Below are 19005 nucleotides of genomic sequence, written 5' to 3' on the forward strand. Positions count from 1 at the left end.
CGACCGGAGGATCGGACCGGCCGTCCGGGACAACTCCGTCCCGGCTGATTCTCGAACCGGCGTGCTAGCGCAGCGCCTGGGAAGAGACGTTACCGTACCGCAGCCGTACCCCCGCCCGGGCGGACATACCGTCAGTGAGCGACCTCACCGTCGACACACCGGACCGTCACGGCGTCGCCGCACCCGTGGTCGAGGCCGTGGGGGCGGCCGGCCCGGGGCCCGTGGGGCTCGGCTTCGCCGCGGCCCGGGCGGCGTTGAACTCCGCCACGTTGCGCTGCTGCACCTCGAAGCTGTCGGTGAAGCGGGTGTCCCCCGGCTTCACGGTCACGAAGTACAGCCAGTCCCCCGGCGTCGGGTCCAGCGCCGCCATGATCGCCTGCCGCCCGGGGTTGGAGATCGGCGACGGGGGCAGCCCGGGGTGCAGGTAGGTGTTGTACGGGGAGGCCAGCTTGGTGTCGGAGACCGTGGTGTTCAGGGTCGAGCGGCCGAGCGCGTAGTTGATGGTGGAGTCCAGCTGCAGTGGCATGCCCTTGGCCAGCCGGTTGTAGATGACCCGGGCCACCTTGCCCATGTCCTCGGTGTTGTCGGCCTCGCCCTGGACCATGCTGGCGACGGTGACCAGCCCGTACAGGCTCTGCCCGAGGGTCTGCGCCACGACGTTGGCGTCGTCCCGGCTGAACTCCTTGCCGGCCCGGTCGACCATCTGCTTCAGCATGTCCAGCGCGGTGGTCCCGTCGGTGACGCTGTACGTCGCGGGGAACAGGTAACCCTCCGGGCTGCCGTTGGCGAAGTCCGGCAGGCCAAGCTCGGCGCCCTGCTCCTTGGCCGTCCTCTGCGTGGTGCCCTCGGGCAGCTTCAGCTTCTTGTCGATCGCCGCGTAGATCTGGTAGCCGCGCCAACCCTCGGGAATGGTGAGGCCGTTGGCGTTGGCCGGGTCGATCAGGACGGCCAGCGCCGAGATCGCCGACATCTTCTGCTTCAGGGTGTACGTCCCGGGCTGGATCCGCCCGGCGGCGGCCGCGCTGCCCTTCGCCGCCCTGGTGAAGGCGAGCGAGCTGGCCACCACCCCGTTGCGGACCAGCGCGGAGGCGATCTGGGACAGGCCCGCGCCCTCCGGCACCGAGACCTGGACGCTGCCGCTGCCCTGCCCCGCGTAGTCGGCGGCGGCCGGGGGGGTGCGGTGTCCCTGGAACCAGGTGTAGGCGGTCAGTCCGATCCCGCCGAACACGGCGATCAGCGCGAGCGCGGTGAGCCCGCAGGCCAGTTCGTTGCGCCGTCGGTGCGGATCCGGCGCATCGGAGCGCGGCCGGGGCGCGCCCGGGGGACGACCCTCCGGCTCCAGCACCGGCGCGCCCAGGTGCCCTGGGGTGAGCCCCGGGTGGAAGTCCTGGTCGGTCATGGCTCGCGCCCCCTCGGCGGTCCCGAATCGCTCCGAATCAGTCCGAGTCGCTCCAAGTCGCCCCGAGTCGCTCACATCGATCTACATCAATCTGCATCGATCTGTACCGACCAGAAACGGACACGGAATCGAACGAAAAGGGGTCCGTGCGGACGCGTCCGCACGGACCCCTCAACGGGACGTTAGAGCAGGCCGGTCAGCCGACCGCCTCGACATTCTCACCGGGCGGGCGTCCGCTCACCCGTTCGGACTCAAGGGCGGTCTGGAGGATCACCACCGCGGCGGCCTGGTCGACCACCGAGCGGCCCTTCTTCGCCTTGACCCCCGAGGCGCGCAGCCCGTGGGTCGCGGTGACGGTCGTCATCCGCTCGTCCACCAGCCGCACCGACACCGGGTAGAGCCGGTTGGCCAGCCGGGCGGCGTACGCCCGGACCTTCTCCGCCGCCGGCCCCTCCTTGCCGCTGAGCGAGCGCGGCAGCCCGACGATCACCTCGATCGCGTCGTACTCCTCGACGATCGCGGCGATCCGGGCCTGCGACTTCACTCCGGCCGGGACGGTCTCCACCGGCGTGGCGAGCACCCCGTCGGGGTCGCAGGACGCGACCCCGATCCGGGCGTCGCCGACGTCGACGGCGATCCGCCGTCCACGCCGGAAGGGCCTCGGCTCCTGCTCCGTCATCAGGAGGCGCGCTCCGCGACCAGGCCGCGCACCGCGGCGATGGCCTCGCCGACCGCGGCCGGGTTGGACCCGCCGCCCTGGGCGACGTCGTCCTTGCCGCCACCGCCGCCGCCGAGGGTCTTGGCGGCGGTCCGGACCAGCTCGCCGGCCTTGATGCCGCGGCCGCGGGCGTCCTCGTTGGTGGCGATCACGGTCAGCGGGCGGCCGCCCGCCACGGTGAACGCGGCGACCACGGCCGGGCGCGAGCCCAGGCGGCCGCGCACGTCCAGGACCAGCTTGCGCAGTTCGTCCGCGCCCACGCCGTCGGCGACCTGGGCGGCGACCACGGCGATGCCGTGCACGTCCTCGGCCGAGTCGGCCAGGCCCGCCGCGGCGGCCAGCACCTTCTCGGCGCGGAAGCGCTCGATCTCCTTCTCGGCGTCCTTGAGCTTGGCGAGCATGCCCGAGATCTTCTCCGGCAGCTCCTCCGGGCGGCCCTTGACCAGCTCGGTGAGCTGGGAGACCACGGTGTGCTCACGGGCCAGGAACTTGTACGCGTCGACGCCGACCAGCGCCTCCACGCGGCGCACGCCGGAGCCGATCGAGGACTCGCCGAGCAGCTTCACCAGGCCCAACTGGGCGGTGTTGCCGACGTGCGTGCCACCGCACAGCTCCTTGGAGAAGTCGCCGATCGAGACGACCCGCACCTCGTCGCCGTACTTCTCGCCGAACATCGCGATGGCGCCGGCCTTGCGGGCCTGGTCCATCGTCATGACCTCGGCGGTGACGTCCAGCTCGCGGCCCAGCACGTCGTTGATCTTCTGCTCGACGTCCACCAGCACACTGCCCGGAACGGCGGCGGGCGAGCCGAAGTCGAAGCGGAAGCGGCCCGGGGCGTTCTCCGAACCGGCCTGGGCGGCCGTCGGGCCGAGCGCGTCGCGCAGCGCCTGGTGGGTCAGGTGGGTGGCCGAGTGGGCACGGGCGATCGCCCGGCGGCGCTCGGTGTCGATCGTGGCGTACGCCGAGGCGCCCAGCACGACCTCGCCGAACAGCACGCCACCCGAGTGCACGGTGACGCCCGGGACGGGCTGCTGCACGTCGCGGATCTCCACCACCGCGCCGGACTCCAGCCGGATCCGGCCGTGGTCGGCGAGCTGGCCGCCGCCCTCGGCGTAGAACGGGGTGCGGTCGAGGATGATCTCGACCTCGTCGCCCTCGGAGGCGGCCGGCGACGGGACGCCGTCCACCAGCAGGCCGACCACGGTGGCCTCGCCCTCGGTCAGGGTGTAGCCGGTGAAGACGCTGGCGCCCGACTTGTCGGCGACGTCGCGGTACGCGGCGACGTCGGCGTGGCCCATCTTCTTGGCCTTGGCGTCCGCCTTGGCGCGGTCCCGCTGCTCCTGCATCAGACGGCGGAAGCCGGACTCGTCCACCTGGAGGCCCTGCTCCTCGGCCATCTCGAGGGTGAGGTCGATCGGGAAGCCGTAGGTGTCGTGCAGCTTGAACGCCTGCTCGCCGGAGAGCACCACGCCGCCGGACTGCTTGGTCTCGGTGACCGCGGCGTCCAGCAGGTTGGTGCCGGCCTTCAGGGTCTGCAGGAAGGCGGCCTCCTCGCCGATGACGACCGTCTCGATGCGCTTGCGGTCGCTCTCCAGCTCAGGGTACTGCGGGGCCATCGCCTTGATCGCGACGTCGATGAGCTCCTTGGCCACCGGCTCGGTGGCGCCCAGCAGGCGCATGTTGCGGATGGCGCGGCGCAGGATGCGGCGCAGCACGTAGCCGCGGCCCTCGTTGCCGGGGGTGACGCCGTCGCCGACCAGCATCAGCGCGGTGCGGATGTGGTCGGTGACCACGCGCAGCGAGACGTCCGACTTGCGGTCGGCACCGTAGGTGTGGCCGGTGAGCTCGGCGGCGCGGTCGAGGATCATCCGGCTGGTGTCGATCTCGAAGAGGTTGTCGACGCCCTGCAGGATGGCGGCGAGGCGCTCCAGGCCGAGGCCGGTGTCGATGTTCTTGCTCGGCAGGTCGCCGAGGATCTCGAACCCGTCCTTGCCGTCGCCGTGGCCGCGCTCGTACTGCATGAAGACCAGGTTCCAGATCTCCAGGTAGCGCTCGCCGTTGACGGCCGGGCCGCCCTCCTCGCCGTACGCGGGGCCGCGGTCGTAGTTGATCTCCGAGCACGGGCCGCACGGGCCGGGGACGCCCATCGACCAGAAGTTGTCCTTCATGCCGAGGCGCTGGATCCGCTCGGCGGACACGCCGATGACGTCACGCCAGATCTGCTCGGCCTCGTCGTCGTCCTTGTAGACGGTGATCCAGAGCTTCTCCTTCTCCAGGCCGTAGCCGCCGTCCGCGACGGGAGTGGTGAGCAGCTCCCACGCGAACTTGATGGCGCCTTCCTTGAAGTAGTCGCCGAAGGAGAAGTTGCCGCACATCTGGAAGAAGGAGCCGTGCCGGGTGGTCTTCCCGACCTCCTCGATGTCCAGGGTGCGCACGCACTTCTGGACGCTGGTGGCGCGCGAGAACTGCGGCTTGACCTCGCCCAGGAAGTAAGGCTTGAACGGCACCATGCCGGCGTTGACGAGCAGCAGGGTGGGGTCGTCGGCGACCAGGGACGCCGACGGAACGACGGTGTGGCCGCGCTCCTCGAAGAAGCGCAGCCAGCGGCGGCGGATCTCAGCCGACTCCATTAGTGGTCCTTCCGGTTCGGGGTACCGCCCCGCGGCGGCAGGGCGCGGCGGGGCGTCTCTTCGATGGCTTCGGGCGCGGTGCGGGGACCGCGAGGCGGGGGCAGGGCGGCGGCCGGGCTGCCGGGCGCCGCCGAGATAGCTCGGTACTGCGGCTCGCCGCGCAGCACCCGGCGGGTGTTGCGGGGCTCGACGACGGCGGTGCCGCGCAGTCCGAGGTCGTCCTTCAGCTGCTCCTCGCGCTCGGTCATGCCGGCCCGCACGTCCTGGGCGAACTGCTTGGCGAGGTCGCCCAGGTGCAGCGCACCGCGCGCGGCGGTGCCGGAGAGGCTGTCCGGGGTGAGCCGCTGCGCGGCCTCGTTGGCCTTCTTCATGGCCCAGACGGTGGCGCCGGCGCCGACCGCCATCCAGAAGATGCGTGCCATGTCGTCAGCCTCTCACCACGCGCCGGACCCGGGAGAGCAGGCCGTTCCTGGGTGCGGTCGCGGCGCGCACCTCGGCCCTGATCAGCCGGGCCAGCTCCTCGCGCTCACCGGGCTGCGTCGGCACGGTCGGCAGTGCGCCCTGCTGCTTGGCGACGGCCTTGCGGACGCCGTAGCTGAAGGCCGCGACCTTGACCAGCGGTCCGCCCAGCGTGGCCGCCACGGTGGAGGACAGCGCGTTGGCGTTGGCGGCGGCGTCCTGCACGTTGGCGGTGATCTCGTCGACCCGCTCCAGCTGCTCGTTGGCGCTGCGCACCGCGGCGCCCGCCTCGCTCAGCAGCGGCACGGCCTGCTCGGTGACCGCGGAGACCAGGACGGTGGCCTCCTTCAGCACCCGGGAGAGGCGGACCAGCACCACGGCGAGCAGGGTGACCAGGACCGCCCAGAACACGGCGACGAGCAATCCGGCCAGCTCTCCCACGGACACTTCTGCGCGCTCCCTCGCCTTGCTGTTCTCCAGACCGAACCCTATCGCGCCCACGCCCGGTTTCCGGACCGGGTTGTCGCCCGTGGCCTCGCCCGGGTGTGCGAACAGCGCGCGTAACCTACCGGCCGGTCACCTCGTTCTGCCAGGCGGGCCGTCGCCCGTACGGCCCGACGCACGTCCGGACCGCGACGGTCCGGGCCCGGAACGACGGGGAGCAGCGCTTGGCCGGCGACTGGACAGCACAGCCCGAGGCGTGGCCGCGCGAGCCGGAGCCCGGCCGGCTGCCCGCCGAGGTGACCGGCTTCGTCGGGCGGCAGCGGGAACTGGCCGAGCTGGCGGGGCTGCTGGCCGGCGCCCGGCTGGTGACCGTGACCGGGCCCGGCGGGGTGGGCAAGAGCCGGCTCGCGCTGCGTGCCGCGGCCCGGGCGGCCGGCGCCTTCCCGGACGGCACCTGGCTGGTGGACGTGGCCCCGGTGCAGGACCCGCTGCTGCTCGGCCACGCCGTCCTGGAGGCGCTGCGGCTGACCGACGGCACCGCCCGCCCGCCGCTGGACGTCCTGGGCGAGCGGCTGGCCGGGCGCCGCCTACTGCTGGTGCTGGACGGCTGCGAGCACCTGGTGGAGGCCTGCGCCGAGCTGACCGACGCGCTGCTACGCGCGCTGCCCGGGCTGCGGGTACTGGCCACCAGCCGCTCCGCTCTGCGGACCTCGGGCGAGCACGTGCGGACCCTGGCGCCGTTGCCGGTCGGCCCGCCGCCGAACAGGCCGGCGGGCGTGCTGCCGGACGCGGTGCAGCTGTTCGCCGACCGGGCCCGGGCGGTGCTGCCCCCCTTCGAGGTGACCGAGGCCAACGCGGAGGCGGTCGGCCTGCTCTGCCGCCGGCTGGACGGCATCCCGCTGGCCGTGGAGCTGGCCGCCGGGCGGCTGCGGGCGCTGTCGGTGGAGCAGATCACCGCCCGGCTGGACGACCGCTTCAGGCTGCTCACCGGGGGCTGCCGGACAGCCCTGCCCCGACACCAGACCCTGCGCACCACGATCGGCTGGAGCCATGAGCTCTGCACAGTGCAGGAACGTTTACTCTGGGCCCGCCTGTCGGTCTTCACCGGCAGTTTCGGCCTGGAGGCCGCCGAGTACGTCTGCGCCGGCGACGGCATCGAGCCCGAGGAAGTGCTCGACCTGCTCGACGAACTCGTCGCCAAGTCCGTCGTGCTGCGCGAGGACAGCGCCTTCGGCGTCCGCTTCCGCCTGCTGGACACCCTGCGCGAGTACGGCGGCCACTGGTTGCGCGCCGCCGGCGGGGAGCCGCGGCTCCTGCGCCGCCACCGGGACTGGTATCTGGGCGTCGCCACCTGGGGCGAGGTCGAGTGGTTCGGCCCCCGGCAGGCCGAGACCGCCGAGCGCACCCGGCTCGCCCACACCAACCTGCGCGCCGCGCTGGAGTTCTGCCTCGCCGAGCCCGGCGAGGAGCAGATCGCCCTGCTGCTGGCCGGCACCCTGTGGTTCTACTGGGTCGGCTGCGGCCACCTCGGCGAGGGCCGACACTGGCTGAACCGCGCGCTCGCCCTGGACCGCGAACCCACCGAGGTCCGGGCCAAGGCCCTCTGGGTGACGGGCTACATGGCCACCCTGCAGGGCGACCTCCGCTCGGCCCGTCCGGCGCTGGAGGAGTGCCGCCGCCAGGCCCTGGACACCGGCGACGACCGGGCGCTCGCCTACGCCGTCCACCGCCAGGGCTGCGTCGCCCTGATCGGCGACGACCCGGGGCGCGCCTCCGAGCTGTTCGAGGAGGCGCTCTGGCACTACCGGACCATCGGCGAGCTCAACAGCAACGTCGTGATGGCCATGATCGAGCTGGGCCTGGCCTACCTGTTCCAGGGCGACCTGGACAGCGGCGAGCTCTGGTTCGGCCAGGCCCGCGAGGTGTGCGAGCAGCACGGCGAGCAGTGGGCGTACGCCTACGCGCTGTACGCGACGGCGTACTCGCACTACCTGGACGGCGCGGTCCAGCCGGCCCGGGCCCTGGCCAGGGAGTGCGTCCGGCTGAACCGCCTCTTCCGCGACCTGCTCGGCATCGTGCTGGGGATCGACCTGCTGGCGCTGCTGGAGACCGAGCCGGACGGCCCGGGCGAGCCGGCCGACCTGTGCGAGGCCCGGGTGCTGCAGGGCGCCGCGCACCGGATCTGGCGCGCGGTCGGCAACCCCTTCCTGGGCTCGCGTTCCTTCTTCGGCACCCACCAGGAGTGCGCCGAGCGGGCCCGGGCCGGGCTGACCGAGCAGGAGTACGAGGACTGCTACCGGGCCGGCACCCGGCTGGACCTGGACGCCGCCGTCTCCCGGGCGCTCGGCGGCGGGGACTCCACGGACGGCCCGGAGCCGGGCCCGGGCCCCTTCTCGGTGCCGCCCGCGCCGGCTCCCTCGCCGGTGCGGAATAGTTGAAACTTGTCCATTGCTTGAGGAGGCAAGTAACCACCCGGAAGGAGCACCATGGCCGTCCACGACGAGTACCGCCTCGCGAACTTCTACTTCGAGTCCAAGGCGTACGCCGATGCCGCCCGCATGCTCGAAGGCGTGCTGACCGAGGAGCCGGCCAACCTCTCCGTCCGGCTGCTGCTGGCCCGCAGCTACTACCACTCCGCCCAGCTCGGCCGCGCCGAGGCCGAACTGCGCCGGATCCTCGACCTCGACCCGGCCGAGGACTACGCCCGGCTGATGCTCGGCCGCACCCTCGAGCGCCAGGGCCGCGCCGAGGAGGCCCGCCCGCACCTGCGGCTGGTCGCCGCGATGACCGGCGAGGACCTCTAGGGCCCCGGCCTCCAGGCCCCGGGCGAGAAGCAGCGAGCCCCCGCCGCCTCGAAAGGCGACGGGGGCTCGCTGGTGGTTCCGCGAACCGCGGAACCGAGCGCGGGTCAGCGCGAGTAGTACTCGACGACCAGCTGCTCGTCACAGATCACCGGGACCTCCTTGCGCTGCGGCGCACGGTCCAGGCGGAAGGCCAGGGCCTTCAGGTTGACCTCGAGGTACTTCGGGGTCTGGCCCTCACCCGCGTAGCCACCCTCACGGGCGACCTGGAAGGGGACCTTCTCCTTGCTGCGCTCGCGGACGGTGACCACGTAGCCCGGCTTCATCTGGAACGACGGCTTGTTGACCTTGCCACCGTTGACCTCGATGTGGCCGTGGACGACCATCTGGCGGGCCTGGTAGATGGTACGGGCGATGCCCGAACGCAGCACCAGCGAGTCCAGACGGGTCTCCAGCTCGGCGACGAGCGCCTCACCGGTCTTGCCCTCGGCCTTCTTCGCGCGGTCGAACGCACGCGACAGCTGCTTCTCGCTCAGGTCGTACTGGGCGCGAAGACGCTGCTTCTCGAGCAGACGGACCTTGTAGTCCGAGTTCTGCTTGCGACCACGGCCGTGCTGGCCGGGCGGGTACGGGCGGGCCTCGAAGTACTTGACGGACTTCGGGGTCAGCGGCACGCCGAGCGCACGAGCGATCTTGACCTTGGGACGCTTCTGGTTCGCCATGAACCAAACCTTCCTTGCTTACGAATACGGCTTTCACCAGGTGTTGACGGAGGTCGCATGTCGCGACCCGGAGAAAACCCCGACGCCTGCGCGAAGGGATCAGCCGCTCTCCGGAGCCGGGCACAAAGTGCAAGCACGCGTGTGGCCCACCGAACCGAGGCTGGTGGGCTGCACGCGACACCGAAACGGTGCGCGACGCTCCTGGAGGCCAGAAAGCCTCTGAGCGTTGTCCCGCTGGTGTGGCCGGTCGGTTCGGGTTTCCCCACACCGCCGTCCCGGGACGTGACTCCTTCCTCCCACGAATGGGAGGACTTCTCACTCACCTGCTAGGCAGGCTCATGACGGCCAAGCCCTGACCGCTGCCCGAAGGCAGATGGCCATTGTACATAGCGACGACGGTCCCTATTCCCCCCGCAGCCGACCGCGCGTCCACTCCACGGTGTCCGCGTACCGGACCTCGCCGCCGCGCCGGTTCGGCTGGTAGTACTCCCGGCCGTGCACCGCGTCCGGCGCGTACTGCTGGGCCGCGATGCCCTCCGGCAGGTCGTGCGGGTACTGGTAGCCCTTGCCGTGGCCGAGCTTGCCCGCACCGCCGTAGTGGGCGTCCCGCAGGTGCGGCGGCACCGCCCCCGCCAGGCCCTGCCGGACGTCCGCCAGCGCCGCGTCGATCGCCAGGTACGCCGAGTTGGACTTGGGCGCCAGAGCGAGCGCGATCGCCGCCTGGGACAGGATGATCCGGGCCTCCGGGAAGCCGATCAGGGCCACCGCCTGGGCCGCCGCCACCGCCGTCTGCAGTGCCGTCGGATCCGCCAGGCCGACGTCCTCGCTGGCCGAGATCATCAGCCGCCGGGCGATGAACCGCGGGTCCTCCCCCGCCTCGATCATCCGGGCCAGGTAGTGCAGGGTGGCGTCCACGTCGCTGCCGCGGATCGACTTGATCAGCGCGCTGGCCACGTCGTAGTGCTGGTCGCCGTCCTTGTCGTAGCGCACCGCCGCCTGGTTGACGGCCGTCTCGGTGGTGGCCAGCGTGATGCTCGCCTCGCCCTTCTCCAGCGCCGCCCCGGCCGCCGCCTCCAGCGTGGTGAGCGCCCGCCGGGCGTCCCCGCCGGCCAGCCGCACCAGGTGGTCCTCGGCCTCCGCGGTCAGCTCCAGCGCGCCCTCCAGGCCGCGCTCGTCGGCCACCGCGCGGCGCAGCAGCACCCGGATGTCCTCGTCGGTCAGCGACTCCAGGGTGAGCAGCAGCGAGCGGGACAGCAGCGGGGAGATCACCGAGAAGTACGGGTTCTCGGTGGTGGCCGCGATCAGGGTGACCCAGCGGTTCTCCACGGCCGGCAGCAGCGAGTCCTGCTGGGCCTTGGAGAAGCGGTGGATCTCGTCCAGGAAGAGCACCGTCTCCTTGCCGGACATGCCGACCGCCCGCCGGGCGCCGTCGATCACCGCCCGGACCTCCTTGACCCCGGCGGTGATCGCGGACAGCTCGACGAAGCGGCCCTCCACGGCCTGGCTGATCACATGGGCGAGGGTGGTCTTGCCGGTGCCGGGCGGCCCCCAGAGGATCACCGAACTGGTGGCCGCGGGCCCGCGCGAGTTCGCGACCAGCCGCCGCAGCGGGGACCCGGGCTTCAGCAGCTGCCGCTGCCCGGCCACCTCGTCCAGGGTGCGCGGGCGCATCCGTACGGCCAGGGGTGCCCGCCCGGGCTCCTTGCTCTGGCGTTCCTCGGCGGCGGCGGTGAAGAGGTCCGGTTCGTCCACACCGGAAGCCTATGCGAGGCCGCCGACACCCTTGCCCGTGCGGCGGACGGCGGTGGCAACACCACGCGTCCGTCCGGACGACCCGTTAGTCCAGCCCGGCGGCGTGGTCCGGGACGTACTTCTGCATGTCGCGCGGAGGCCGCTGGTAACCGCGCGGGGCCGGGCGGGGCGGCAGCTCGATCCTCGGCGGGGTGATCTCGTGGTACGGCACGGTGGAGAGCAGGTGGGCGATCATGTTGATCCGGGCCCGGCGCTTGTCGTCGCTCTCCACCACGTGCCAGGGCGAGTCCGGGGTGTCGGTGTGCAGGAACATCTCGTCCTTGGCCCGCGAGTAGTCCTCCCAGTGCTTGATCGACTCGACGTCCATCGGGGAGAGCTTCCAGCGCTTCATCGGGTCCTCCAGCCGGTCCCGGAACCGCCGCTCCTGCTCGGTGTCACTCACCGAGAACCAGTACTTGCGCAGCAGGATGCCCGCCTCGATCAGCATCTGCTCGAAGGTCGGGCACTGGTGCAGGAACTGCCAGTACTCCTCGTCGGTGCAGAAGCCCATCACCCGCTCGACCCCGGCCCGGTTGTACCAGCTGCGGTCGAACAGCACGATCTCCCCCGCGGCCGGCAGGGGTTCGACGTACCGCTGGAAGTACCACTGGGTCTTCTCCCGCTCGGTCGGGGTGGGAAGCGCCACGACCCTGGCGATGCGCGGGTTCAGGTACTCCGTGACCCGCTTGATCGCGCCGCCCTTGCCGGCCGCGTCCCGCCCCTCGAAGACCACCACCACGCGGGCCCCCTCGACCCGCACCCACTCCTGGAGCTTCACCAGCTCCTGCTGCAGTCGCAGCAGCTCCCGCTCGTACGATCTCCTCGCCAGTCGCTCCGGCTTCGCGGTCCGCTGCTCGGTGGTCACCCTCGGGTCCTCCGTCCGACTACTGCCGATGACCTTTCACCGTAGGCGCAGAACGGTGGCCTCGCAGGTCGAAGGGAAGGAACGAGCGGACACGCCCCCGGACCGGCCCTGGCTAGACCGCGACGAAGGGCTCCGGATAGCGGCAGAGCCCGCGCGGGCCGCCGTCGTACGCCGCCAGCGGCAGCGCCTGGAAGTACGCCTCCGGCACCTCGAACGGGCCGGTGACCTCGTGCCGCCCGGCCGGGGTGAAGCCGAACCGGCCGTAGTAGCGCGGATCGCCGAGGACGACCACCAGCTTCTCCCCCGCCTGCTCGGCCGCCGAAAGCGCGGCCCGGACGACGAGTTCGCCGACGCCCTTGCGCTGCCACTCGGGCGCGACCGCGACCGGCGCGAGCGCCACCGCGTCACCGCCGCCCCCGCCGTCGCCGACCCGCAGCCGGGTCAGCAGGGCGTGCCCGATCACCAGGCCGGACTCGTCCACCGCCACCAGCGACAGCCCGGGCAGCCAGGCGGGATCGCGGCGCAGCGCGTCCACCAGATCGGCCTCGTCCGGGCCGGGGAACGCGGCCATGTGGACCCGCCTGGTCGCCGGGGCGTCCTGTGGATTCTCGACTCTCGTCGCGACCTGGGTGACCTGCACGATCAACCCTCCCTGCGTCTCACGCCGTTGTGGACCGGCCCCGGACGGTGGGTGGACCGTCCGGGGCCGTTGAAGGTTAGCGGATGACGCTTCGTCAGCCCTTGGGCTGCGCCTCCGCCTTGGCGTCCTCACGGACCTTCGGCTGGGCGTCGACGCCGGCCTCGCGGCGCTGCGCCGGGGTGATCGGGGTCGGGGCGCCGGTCAGCGGGTCACCACCGGTGGACGTCTTCGGGAAGGCGATGACGTCGCGGATGGTGTCGTACCCGCCCAGCAGGGTGACGATCCGGTCGAGGCCGAAGGCGACACCACCGTGCGGCGGCGGGCCGTAGTTGAAGGCGTCCAGCAGGAAGCCGAACTGCGAGGCCGCCTCCTCCTCGGAGAGGCCGATCGCGTCGAACGCCCGCTTCTGGACGTCCCGCTGGTGGATACGGATCGAACCGCCGCCCAGCTCCGAACCGTTGAGGACCAGGTCGTAGGCGTTGGACAGCGCCGAGCCCGGGTCGGTGTCGAAGGTGGCCAGCGACTCCGCGGTCGGGGCGGTGAACGGGTGGTGCACCGCGTGCCAGCCCTGGAACTGGCCCTTGTCGTCCTCGATCGGCTCGAACATCGGGAAGTCGACGACCCAGAGGAAGGCCCACTTGGACTCGTCGATCAGCTCGCAGCGACGGCCGATCTCCAGACGGGCGGCGCCCAGCAGCTCCTGCGAGGCGCGCTCCTTGCCGGCCGCGAAGAAGACCGCGTCGCCGTTCTTGGCGCCGGCCGCGGCGGCGAGGCCGGCCAGGTGCTCCTCGGAGAGGTTCTTGGCGACCGGGCCGCGCAGCTCGCCGGTCTCGGCGTCGATCAGCACGTAGGCGAGGCCCTTGGCGCCGCGCGCCTTGGCCCAGTCCTGCCAGGCGTCCAGCTGCTTGCGCGGCTGCGAGGCACCGCCCGGCATGACCACGGCGCCGACGTACGGGGCCTGGAAGACGCGGAACTCGGTGCCCTTGAAGTACTCGGTGAGGTCGGTGAGTTCCTGGCCGAAGCGGACGTCCGGCTTGTCGGAGCCGTAGCGGCCCATCGCGTCCGCGTAGGTCATCCGCGGCAGCGGGTTGGGGATCTCGTAGCCGTGCACCTCGCGCCAGACGGCACCGATGATCTTCTCGCCGAGGGCCAGGATGTCCTCCTGGTCGACGAAGGAGGCCTCGATGTCCAGCTGGGTGAACTCCGGCTGGCGGTCGGCGCGGAAGTCCTCGTCGCGGAAGCAGCGGGCGATCTGGTAGTAGCGCTCCATGCCGGCGACCATCAGCAGCTGCTTGAACAGCTGGGGCGACTGCGGCAGCGCGTACCAGTGGCCGGGCTGCAGGCGGACCGGGACGAGGAAGTCGCGGGCGCCCTCGGGGGTGGAGCGGGTGAGGTACGGCGTCTCGATGTCGAGGAAGTCGTTCTCCTCCATCACCCGGCGGATGATGTTGTTGACCTTCGAGCGCAGCCGCAGGCCCTTGGCCGGCCCCTCACGGCGCAGGTCCAGGTAGCGGTAACGCAGCCGGACCTCCTCGTTGACCGTGCCCGGCTCGTACTCGGCGACCGGGAAGGGCAGCGGGGCGGCCTCGGAGAGCACCTCGATCCCGCTGACCACGACCTCGACGGCGCCGGTCGGGATCTCCGGGTTCTCGTTGCCCTCGGGGCGGACCCGGACGTCGCCGACGACCTTGACGCAGTACTCGGCGCGCAGGCCGTGCACCGAGTCCAGGTCGCGGACCACGATCTGCACGGTGCCGGAGGCGTCGCGCAGGTCGATGAAGGCCACGCCGCCGTGGTCGCGGCGGCGGGCGACCCAGCCGGCCAGGGTGACGGTGGTGCCTGCGTGCTCCGGGCGGAGCGTGCCCGCGTCGTGCGTGCGGATCACAGCTGCTTCTCCTTCAGGGTGGTGACGAGTTCGTCGAGGGCGACAGGGGTCTGCTCGCCGGTGCTCATGTCCTTGAGCTGGACGACGCCCTCGGCGAGGTCCCGGTCCCCGGCGATCAGGGCGAAGCGGGCACCGGACCGGTCGGCGGACTTCATGGCGTTCTTGATGCTCTTGACGCCGAAGGCGAGGTCGGTGGCGACGCCGGCCCGGCGCAGCTCGGTCACCTTGGCGAACAGGATGTTCTTGGCCTCCTCGCCGAGCGCGACGGCGTAGACGGAGGTGGCGGCCGGCAGGTCGAGGACGACGCCCTCGGCCTCCAGGGCCAGGTAGGTGCGGTCCACGCCGAGGGCCCAGCCGACGGACGGCAGCGCGGGGCCGCCGATCATCTCGGACAGGCCGTCGTAGCGACCGCCGCCGCCGATCGCGGACTGGGCGCCGAGGCCGTTGTGCACGAACTCGAAGGTGGTGCGGGTGTAGTAGTCCAGGCCGCGGACCAGCTTCGGGTCGTCGACGAAGGCCACGCCGTTGGCAGTGAGCAGCTCGCGGACCTTCTCGTCGTACGCCTTGCAGTCCTCGCAGAGGAAGTCGCGCAGCATCGGGGCGCCGACCAACTGCTCCTGCACCGACTCGCGCTTGTCGTCCAGGACGCGCAGCGGGTTGATCTCGGCGCGGCGGCGGGTCTCCTCGTCCAGGTCGAGGCCGGCCAGGAACTCGATCAGGGCGGCGCGGTAGACCGGGCGGCACTGCTTGTCGCCGAGGCTGTTGAGCAGCAGCGAGTAGTTGTTCAGCCCCAGCGAGCGGAAGGCGTCGTCGGCCAGGATGATCAGCTCGGCGTCCAGCGCCGGGTCCTCGGCGCCGATCGCCTCGGCGCCGACCTGGGAGAACTGACGGTAGCGGCCGGCCTGCGGGCGCTCGTAGCGGTAGTACGAGCCGGAGTACCACAGCTTGACCGGCAGGTTGCCCAGCTTGTGCAGGTTGGCCTGGAGCGCGGCGCGCAGCACCGAGGCGGTGCCCTCGGGGCGCAGCGCGAGGTCCTCCTTGCCGCGCTTGGTGAGGGAGAACATCTCCTTGGTGACGATGTCGGTGGACTCGCCGACACCGCGCGAGAACAGCTTCACGTCCTCGAAGACCGGGGTCTCGATGTAGCCGTAACCGGCCCGGCGGGCGGGCGCGGCGATGCGCTCGCGGATCGCCAGGAAGGTCGCGGAGCTGGGGGGCAGCAGGTCGTAGGTGCCCTTGGGGGCGGTGAAGGTGCTCAACTTCTCTTCCGTCACATTCCTCGTCGCGGGAAAGCCGGGGCGCCGGCCGCCCCTGCTGCCTGTCGGAGGTAGGGGTTGGTGGCGCGCTCGCGGCCGATGGTGGTCTGTCCGCCGTGGCCGGAGAGAACCACGGTGGTGTCGTCGAGGGGCAGGCACACCCGGGCCAGCGAGCGCATGATCGCCTCGCTGTCCCCGCCCGGGAGGTCGGTACGCCCGATGGAGCCGGCGAACAGCAGGTCGCCCGAGAACAGCACCGGGGGGAGGTCCTCGGCACCGGGCGTCCGGAAGGTCACCGACCCCCCGGTATGGCCCGGGGCGTGGTCCACGGTGAGCTGCAGGCCGGCCAGCTCCAGCACGCTGCCGTCGGTGAGCTCGCGCACGTCGTCGGGCTCGCCGACGGTGAGCTCGCCCATCAGCTGGGTGCCCAGGGAGCGGCCGATCGCCTTCTCCGGGTCGGACATCATGTACCGGTCCTCGGGGTGGATCCAGGCCGGGACGCCGCGGGCGCCGCAGACCGGGACCACCGAGGCGACGTGGTCGATGTGGCCGTGGGTGAGCAGCACGGCGACGGGCTTGAGCCGGTGCTCGCGGATGAGCTCCTCGACGCCGCGGGCGGCCTGGTGGCCGGGGTCGACGATGACGCACTCCTCGCCCGCCGCCGGCGCGACCAGGTAGCAGTTGGTGCCCCAGGCTCCAGCGGGGAATCCGGCGATGAACACGCGCGTCCTTCGGGTGTGCGGCGACAAGCTGCGATGGCTACCAGTAGTGATGTGTAAGGGCAGCCTACCGGCGGGCCGGGTCCGGTTGCGAACCAGATAGCGGTGGCGGGCCGGGCCGTCCGACTGGTTCACCCCGTTCTTACGGGCCCGGTCCCTACACTTGGCCGCCGATGGATGCGATGATCCGCTTCGGAATCCATCCACTCTTTCCGCACATCCTCAGGAGACACGGCCGGTGGTCAGCAGCGAACAGCGGCGGCGGCAGCTCGCCCGCGAGAAGTACGAGCGCCAGATGCAGCGCCGTTCCGAGGTGGCGGCCGCCCGCAAGCGCCGCAACACGATCATGGGCGCCTCGCTCGCCGTCGTGGTGCTGGCCGGCGGCGGCACGCTGTTCGCCACCGGCGCGTTCGGCTCGGACAAGGACAAGAGCGCTTCGGCCGCCTCCTCCGCCCAGGCCGCGCCGACCCAGGCCGTGCCCACCGAGTCGACCACCCCGACCCGCAAGCCGGTCGAGGGCTGCGCCGCCCCGGCGCCGGGCGCGCCCAACGGCAAGCAGTTCAAGACCGAGCCGGCCATGTCGATCGACCCGAGCGGCTCGTACACCATGGCGCTGGACACCAACTGCGGCAAGGTGACGATCACGCTGGACGCGGCGAAGGCGCCGCACACCGTGAACTCCTTCAGCTTCCTGGCCGGTGAGCAGTACTTCGACCACACCAAGTGCCACCGCCTCACCACGGACGGCATCTTCGTGCTCCAGTGCGGCGACCCGACCGCCAGCGCGACCGTCCCGGGCGGCATGGGCGGGCCCGGCTACAAGTTCAAGGACGAGAACCTGACCGGCGCCACCTACCCCGCGGGCACCGTGGCGATGGCCAACTCCGGCCCGGACACCAACGGCAGCCAGTTCTTCCTGGTCTACAAGGACACCCAGCTGCCCCCGAAGTACATCCCCTTCGGCAAGATCACCGGTGGCCTGGACGTGGTCCAGAAGATCGCCGCCGCGGGCACCCTGGAGGGCGCCCCGGACGGCCACCCGATGGCCGACGTCACTTTCAACTCGGTTACCGTGTCCAAGGGTTGACCGATCCCGGGGCCACCGGCGGCGGGCGCTCCAGGCGCCCCCGCCCGGCCCCGGACCGAAATCGCCCGGCCCGGATGCGGACAGCACCGGGCCTGGTCGCCTATGTTGGCGTTGTATAGGGTGCCCGGACCCGCCAAGCCGTCACCCGCGGCAGCAGGACACGGCGGACGGGGACGGCGGACTCATCGGTCCGCCGCACATCAACTGTGGACGACGGACGCGCGCCGCCCCGGCGCGGGCGCGACGTCATGTGGAGGACGCGCTATGAGCAGCGACCCGTGGGGCCGTGTGGACGAGCAGGGCACGGTGTACGTCAGGACCGCCGACGGCGAACGCGTCGTGGGTTCCTGGCAGGCCGGCTCGCCCGAGGAGGCCCTCGCCTACTTCGAGCGCAAGTACCAGGGCATCGAGGTGGAGATCGGCCTGCTGGAGAAGCGGGTGCGCACCACCGACCTGGCCGCCAAGGACGCCCAGACCGCGCTGGAGCACCTCCGCGCGCAGGTGGTCGAGGGGCACGCGGTGGGCGACCTGGACGCGCTGGCCAAGCGGCTGGACACGCTCGCCGGTGAGATCGAGACCCGGCGGGAGGAGCGCAAGGCCGCCCGCGCCAAGGCCCAGGACGAGACCCGCTCCGCCAAGGAGGCCCTGGTCTCCGAGGCCGAGCAGCTCGCCGAGTCCACCCAGTGGCGGGAGGCCGGGGACCGGCTGCGCGCCCTGGTGGACACCTGGAAGGGCCTGCCGCGGCTGGACCGCAAGAGCGACGACGAGCTGTGGCACCGCTTCTCGCACGCCCGCTCGGTCTTCTCCAAGCACCGCAAGGCACACTTCGCCACCCTGGACGCCGAGCGCGAGCAGGCCCGGCAGACCAAGGAGGCGCTGGTCGCCGAGGCCGAGGCGCTGTCCTCGTCCACCGAGTGGGGAAGCACCGCGGCCGCGTACCGCGACCTGATGGCGCGCTGGAAGGCCGCCGGCCGGGCGCAGCGCGACATCGAGGACGAGCTGTGGGCGCGGTTCCGCGGCGCTCAGGACGTCTTCTTCCAGGCCCGTTCCTCGGTGTTCAGCGAGCGGGACGCCGAGCAGGTCGCCAACCAGAAGCTCAAGGAGGCGCTGGCGGGCGAGGCCGAGGCGATCCTGCCGATCACCGACCTGAAGGCCGCCAAGGCCGCGCTGCGCGACGTCAACGAGCGCTGGGAGGCGATCGGGCACGTGCCGCGCGACGTCCGTCCGAAGCTGGACGGCCGGCTGAACGCGGTCGAGCGGGCGATCCGCGAGGCCGAAGACGCCGAGTGGAAGCGCTCCAACCCGGAGGCCAAGGCCCGCGCGGCCGGCATGGTGGGCCTGTTCCAGGCCAAGGCCGACAAGATCCATGCCGACCTGGACAAGGCCCGTGCGGCCGGAAACACCGCCAGGGCCGCCAAGCTGGAGTCCGAGCTGGCGGGCGTGCAGACCCTGCTGGAGCAGGCGCACAAGAGCCAGGAGGAGTTCAGCGGCTGAGCCGGCTGGACCATCTGGGGCCTGCTGAGGCCTGCTGAGGTTCGAAACGAGGAAGGCCCCCGGGGAGCACCCCGGGGGCCTTCCTCATGCCGCCG

Annotated in this window: 16 protein-coding genes; 4 read left to right on the plus strand and 12 right to left on the minus strand. The window is 71.9% G+C overall.

All coding sequences use genetic code 11. The annotated features are described in order from the left end of the window. Positions 1 to 166: 166 nt before the first annotated feature. The 5 genes from mltG to ABZW30_RS06050 all read right to left on the minus strand — a co-directional run bounded on the left by mltG (position 167) and on the right by ABZW30_RS06050 (position 5653). Complete coding sequence (gene mltG / locus ABZW30_RS06030; protein ID WP_355669817.1) at positions 167 to 1399, minus strand: endolytic transglycosylase MltG; 1233 nt, start codon at positions 1397 to 1399, stop codon at positions 167 to 169. Between the two features lie 196 nt (positions 1400 to 1595). Further along, positions 1596 to 2078 (minus strand): Holliday junction resolvase RuvX, encoded by a 483-nt coding sequence (gene ruvX / locus ABZW30_RS06035; protein ID WP_355669818.1) that lies wholly within the window; start codon positions 2076 to 2078, stop codon positions 1596 to 1598. Next, entirely contained in the window at positions 2078 to 4747 is a 2670-nt protein-coding gene (alaS, locus tag ABZW30_RS06040; RefSeq protein ID WP_355669819.1) for an alanine--tRNA ligase, read from the minus strand. Before alaS ends, ruvX begins: the two co-directional genes overlap by 1 nt. Continuing rightward, entirely contained in the window at positions 4747 to 5169 is a 423-nt protein-coding gene (locus ABZW30_RS06045; protein ID WP_355669820.1) for a DUF6167 family protein, read from the minus strand. Before ABZW30_RS06045 ends, alaS begins: the two co-directional genes overlap by 1 nt. A 4-nt stretch (positions 5170 to 5173) precedes the next feature. Next, positions 5174 to 5653: a DUF948 domain-containing protein gene (locus ABZW30_RS06050; protein ID WP_355669821.1), complete on the minus strand. Its 480-nt coding sequence runs from the start codon at positions 5651 to 5653 to the stop codon at positions 5174 to 5176. A 221-nt stretch (positions 5654 to 5874) separates the two neighbouring features. Here ABZW30_RS06050 and ABZW30_RS06055 point away from each other — a divergent pair, with 221 nt between their 5' ends. Then, positions 5875 to 8088, plus strand: coding sequence for a regulator (locus ABZW30_RS06055; protein WP_355669822.1), 2214 nt, complete (start codon positions 5875 to 5877; stop codon positions 8086 to 8088). Positions 8089 to 8136: 48 nt separating this feature from the next. Next, positions 8137 to 8454, plus strand: a complete 318-nt coding sequence (locus tag ABZW30_RS06060) for a tetratricopeptide repeat protein (protein ID WP_355669823.1) — start codon at positions 8137 to 8139, stop codon at positions 8452 to 8454. Positions 8455 to 8558: 104 nt separating this feature from the next. Here the strand turns inward: ABZW30_RS06060 and rpsD are convergent, their stop codons facing one another. The 7 genes from rpsD to ABZW30_RS06095 form a co-directional block, all read right to left on the minus strand. Next, the gene (rpsD, locus tag ABZW30_RS06065) at positions 8559 to 9173 is read right to left on the minus strand and encodes a 30S ribosomal protein S4 (RefSeq protein ID WP_270148363.1); all 615 of its coding nucleotides are present in this window, start codon (positions 9171 to 9173) and stop codon (positions 8559 to 8561) included. A 402-nt stretch (positions 9174 to 9575) separates the two neighbouring features. Then, positions 9576 to 10925 (minus strand): replication-associated recombination protein A, encoded by a 1350-nt coding sequence (locus ABZW30_RS06070; RefSeq protein WP_355669824.1) that lies wholly within the window; start codon positions 10923 to 10925, stop codon positions 9576 to 9578. An 85-nt stretch (positions 10926 to 11010) separates the two neighbouring features. Further along, positions 11011 to 11829 carry a polyphosphate kinase 2 gene (ppk2, locus tag ABZW30_RS06075; RefSeq protein ID WP_355669825.1) on the minus strand — a complete coding sequence of 273 codons (819 nt, stop codon included), beginning with the start codon at positions 11827 to 11829 and terminating at the stop codon, positions 11011 to 11013. Between the two features lie 112 nt (positions 11830 to 11941). Next, on the minus strand, positions 11942 to 12469 hold the full coding sequence (locus tag ABZW30_RS06080; protein WP_355669826.1) for an N-acetyltransferase: 528 nt from the start codon (positions 12467 to 12469) through the stop codon (positions 11942 to 11944). 94 nt (positions 12470 to 12563) lie between these two features. Further along, the gene (gene aspS, locus ABZW30_RS06085; RefSeq protein WP_355669827.1) at positions 12564 to 14354 is read right to left on the minus strand and encodes an aspartate--tRNA ligase; all 1791 of its coding nucleotides are present in this window, start codon (positions 14352 to 14354) and stop codon (positions 12564 to 12566) included. Further along, positions 14351 to 15613: a histidine--tRNA ligase gene (gene hisS, locus ABZW30_RS06090; protein WP_355669828.1), complete on the minus strand. Its 1263-nt coding sequence runs from the start codon at positions 15611 to 15613 to the stop codon at positions 14351 to 14353. The genes aspS and hisS overlap by 4 nt, the downstream gene beginning before the upstream one ends. Before the next feature lie 11 nt (positions 15614 to 15624). Then, positions 15625 to 16332, minus strand: coding sequence for an MBL fold metallo-hydrolase (locus ABZW30_RS06095; protein ID WP_355669829.1), 708 nt, complete (start codon positions 16330 to 16332; stop codon positions 15625 to 15627). A 235-nt stretch (positions 16333 to 16567) separates the two neighbouring features. Here ABZW30_RS06095 and ABZW30_RS06100 point away from each other — a divergent pair, with 235 nt between their 5' ends. After that, positions 16568 to 17416: a peptidylprolyl isomerase gene (locus tag ABZW30_RS06100; RefSeq protein WP_355669830.1), complete on the plus strand. Its 849-nt coding sequence runs from the start codon at positions 16568 to 16570 to the stop codon at positions 17414 to 17416. A 264-nt stretch (positions 17417 to 17680) separates the two neighbouring features. Then, positions 17681 to 18910, plus strand: a complete 1230-nt coding sequence (locus tag ABZW30_RS06105; protein ID WP_355669831.1) for a DUF349 domain-containing protein — start codon at positions 17681 to 17683, stop codon at positions 18908 to 18910. Positions 18911 to 19005 lie beyond the last annotated feature (95 nt).

It is taken from the genome of Kitasatospora sp. NPDC004669 (assembly GCF_040609455.1).
In the GTDB taxonomy this organism is placed as follows: Bacteria; Actinomycetota; Actinomycetes; order Streptomycetales; family Streptomycetaceae; genus Kitasatospora.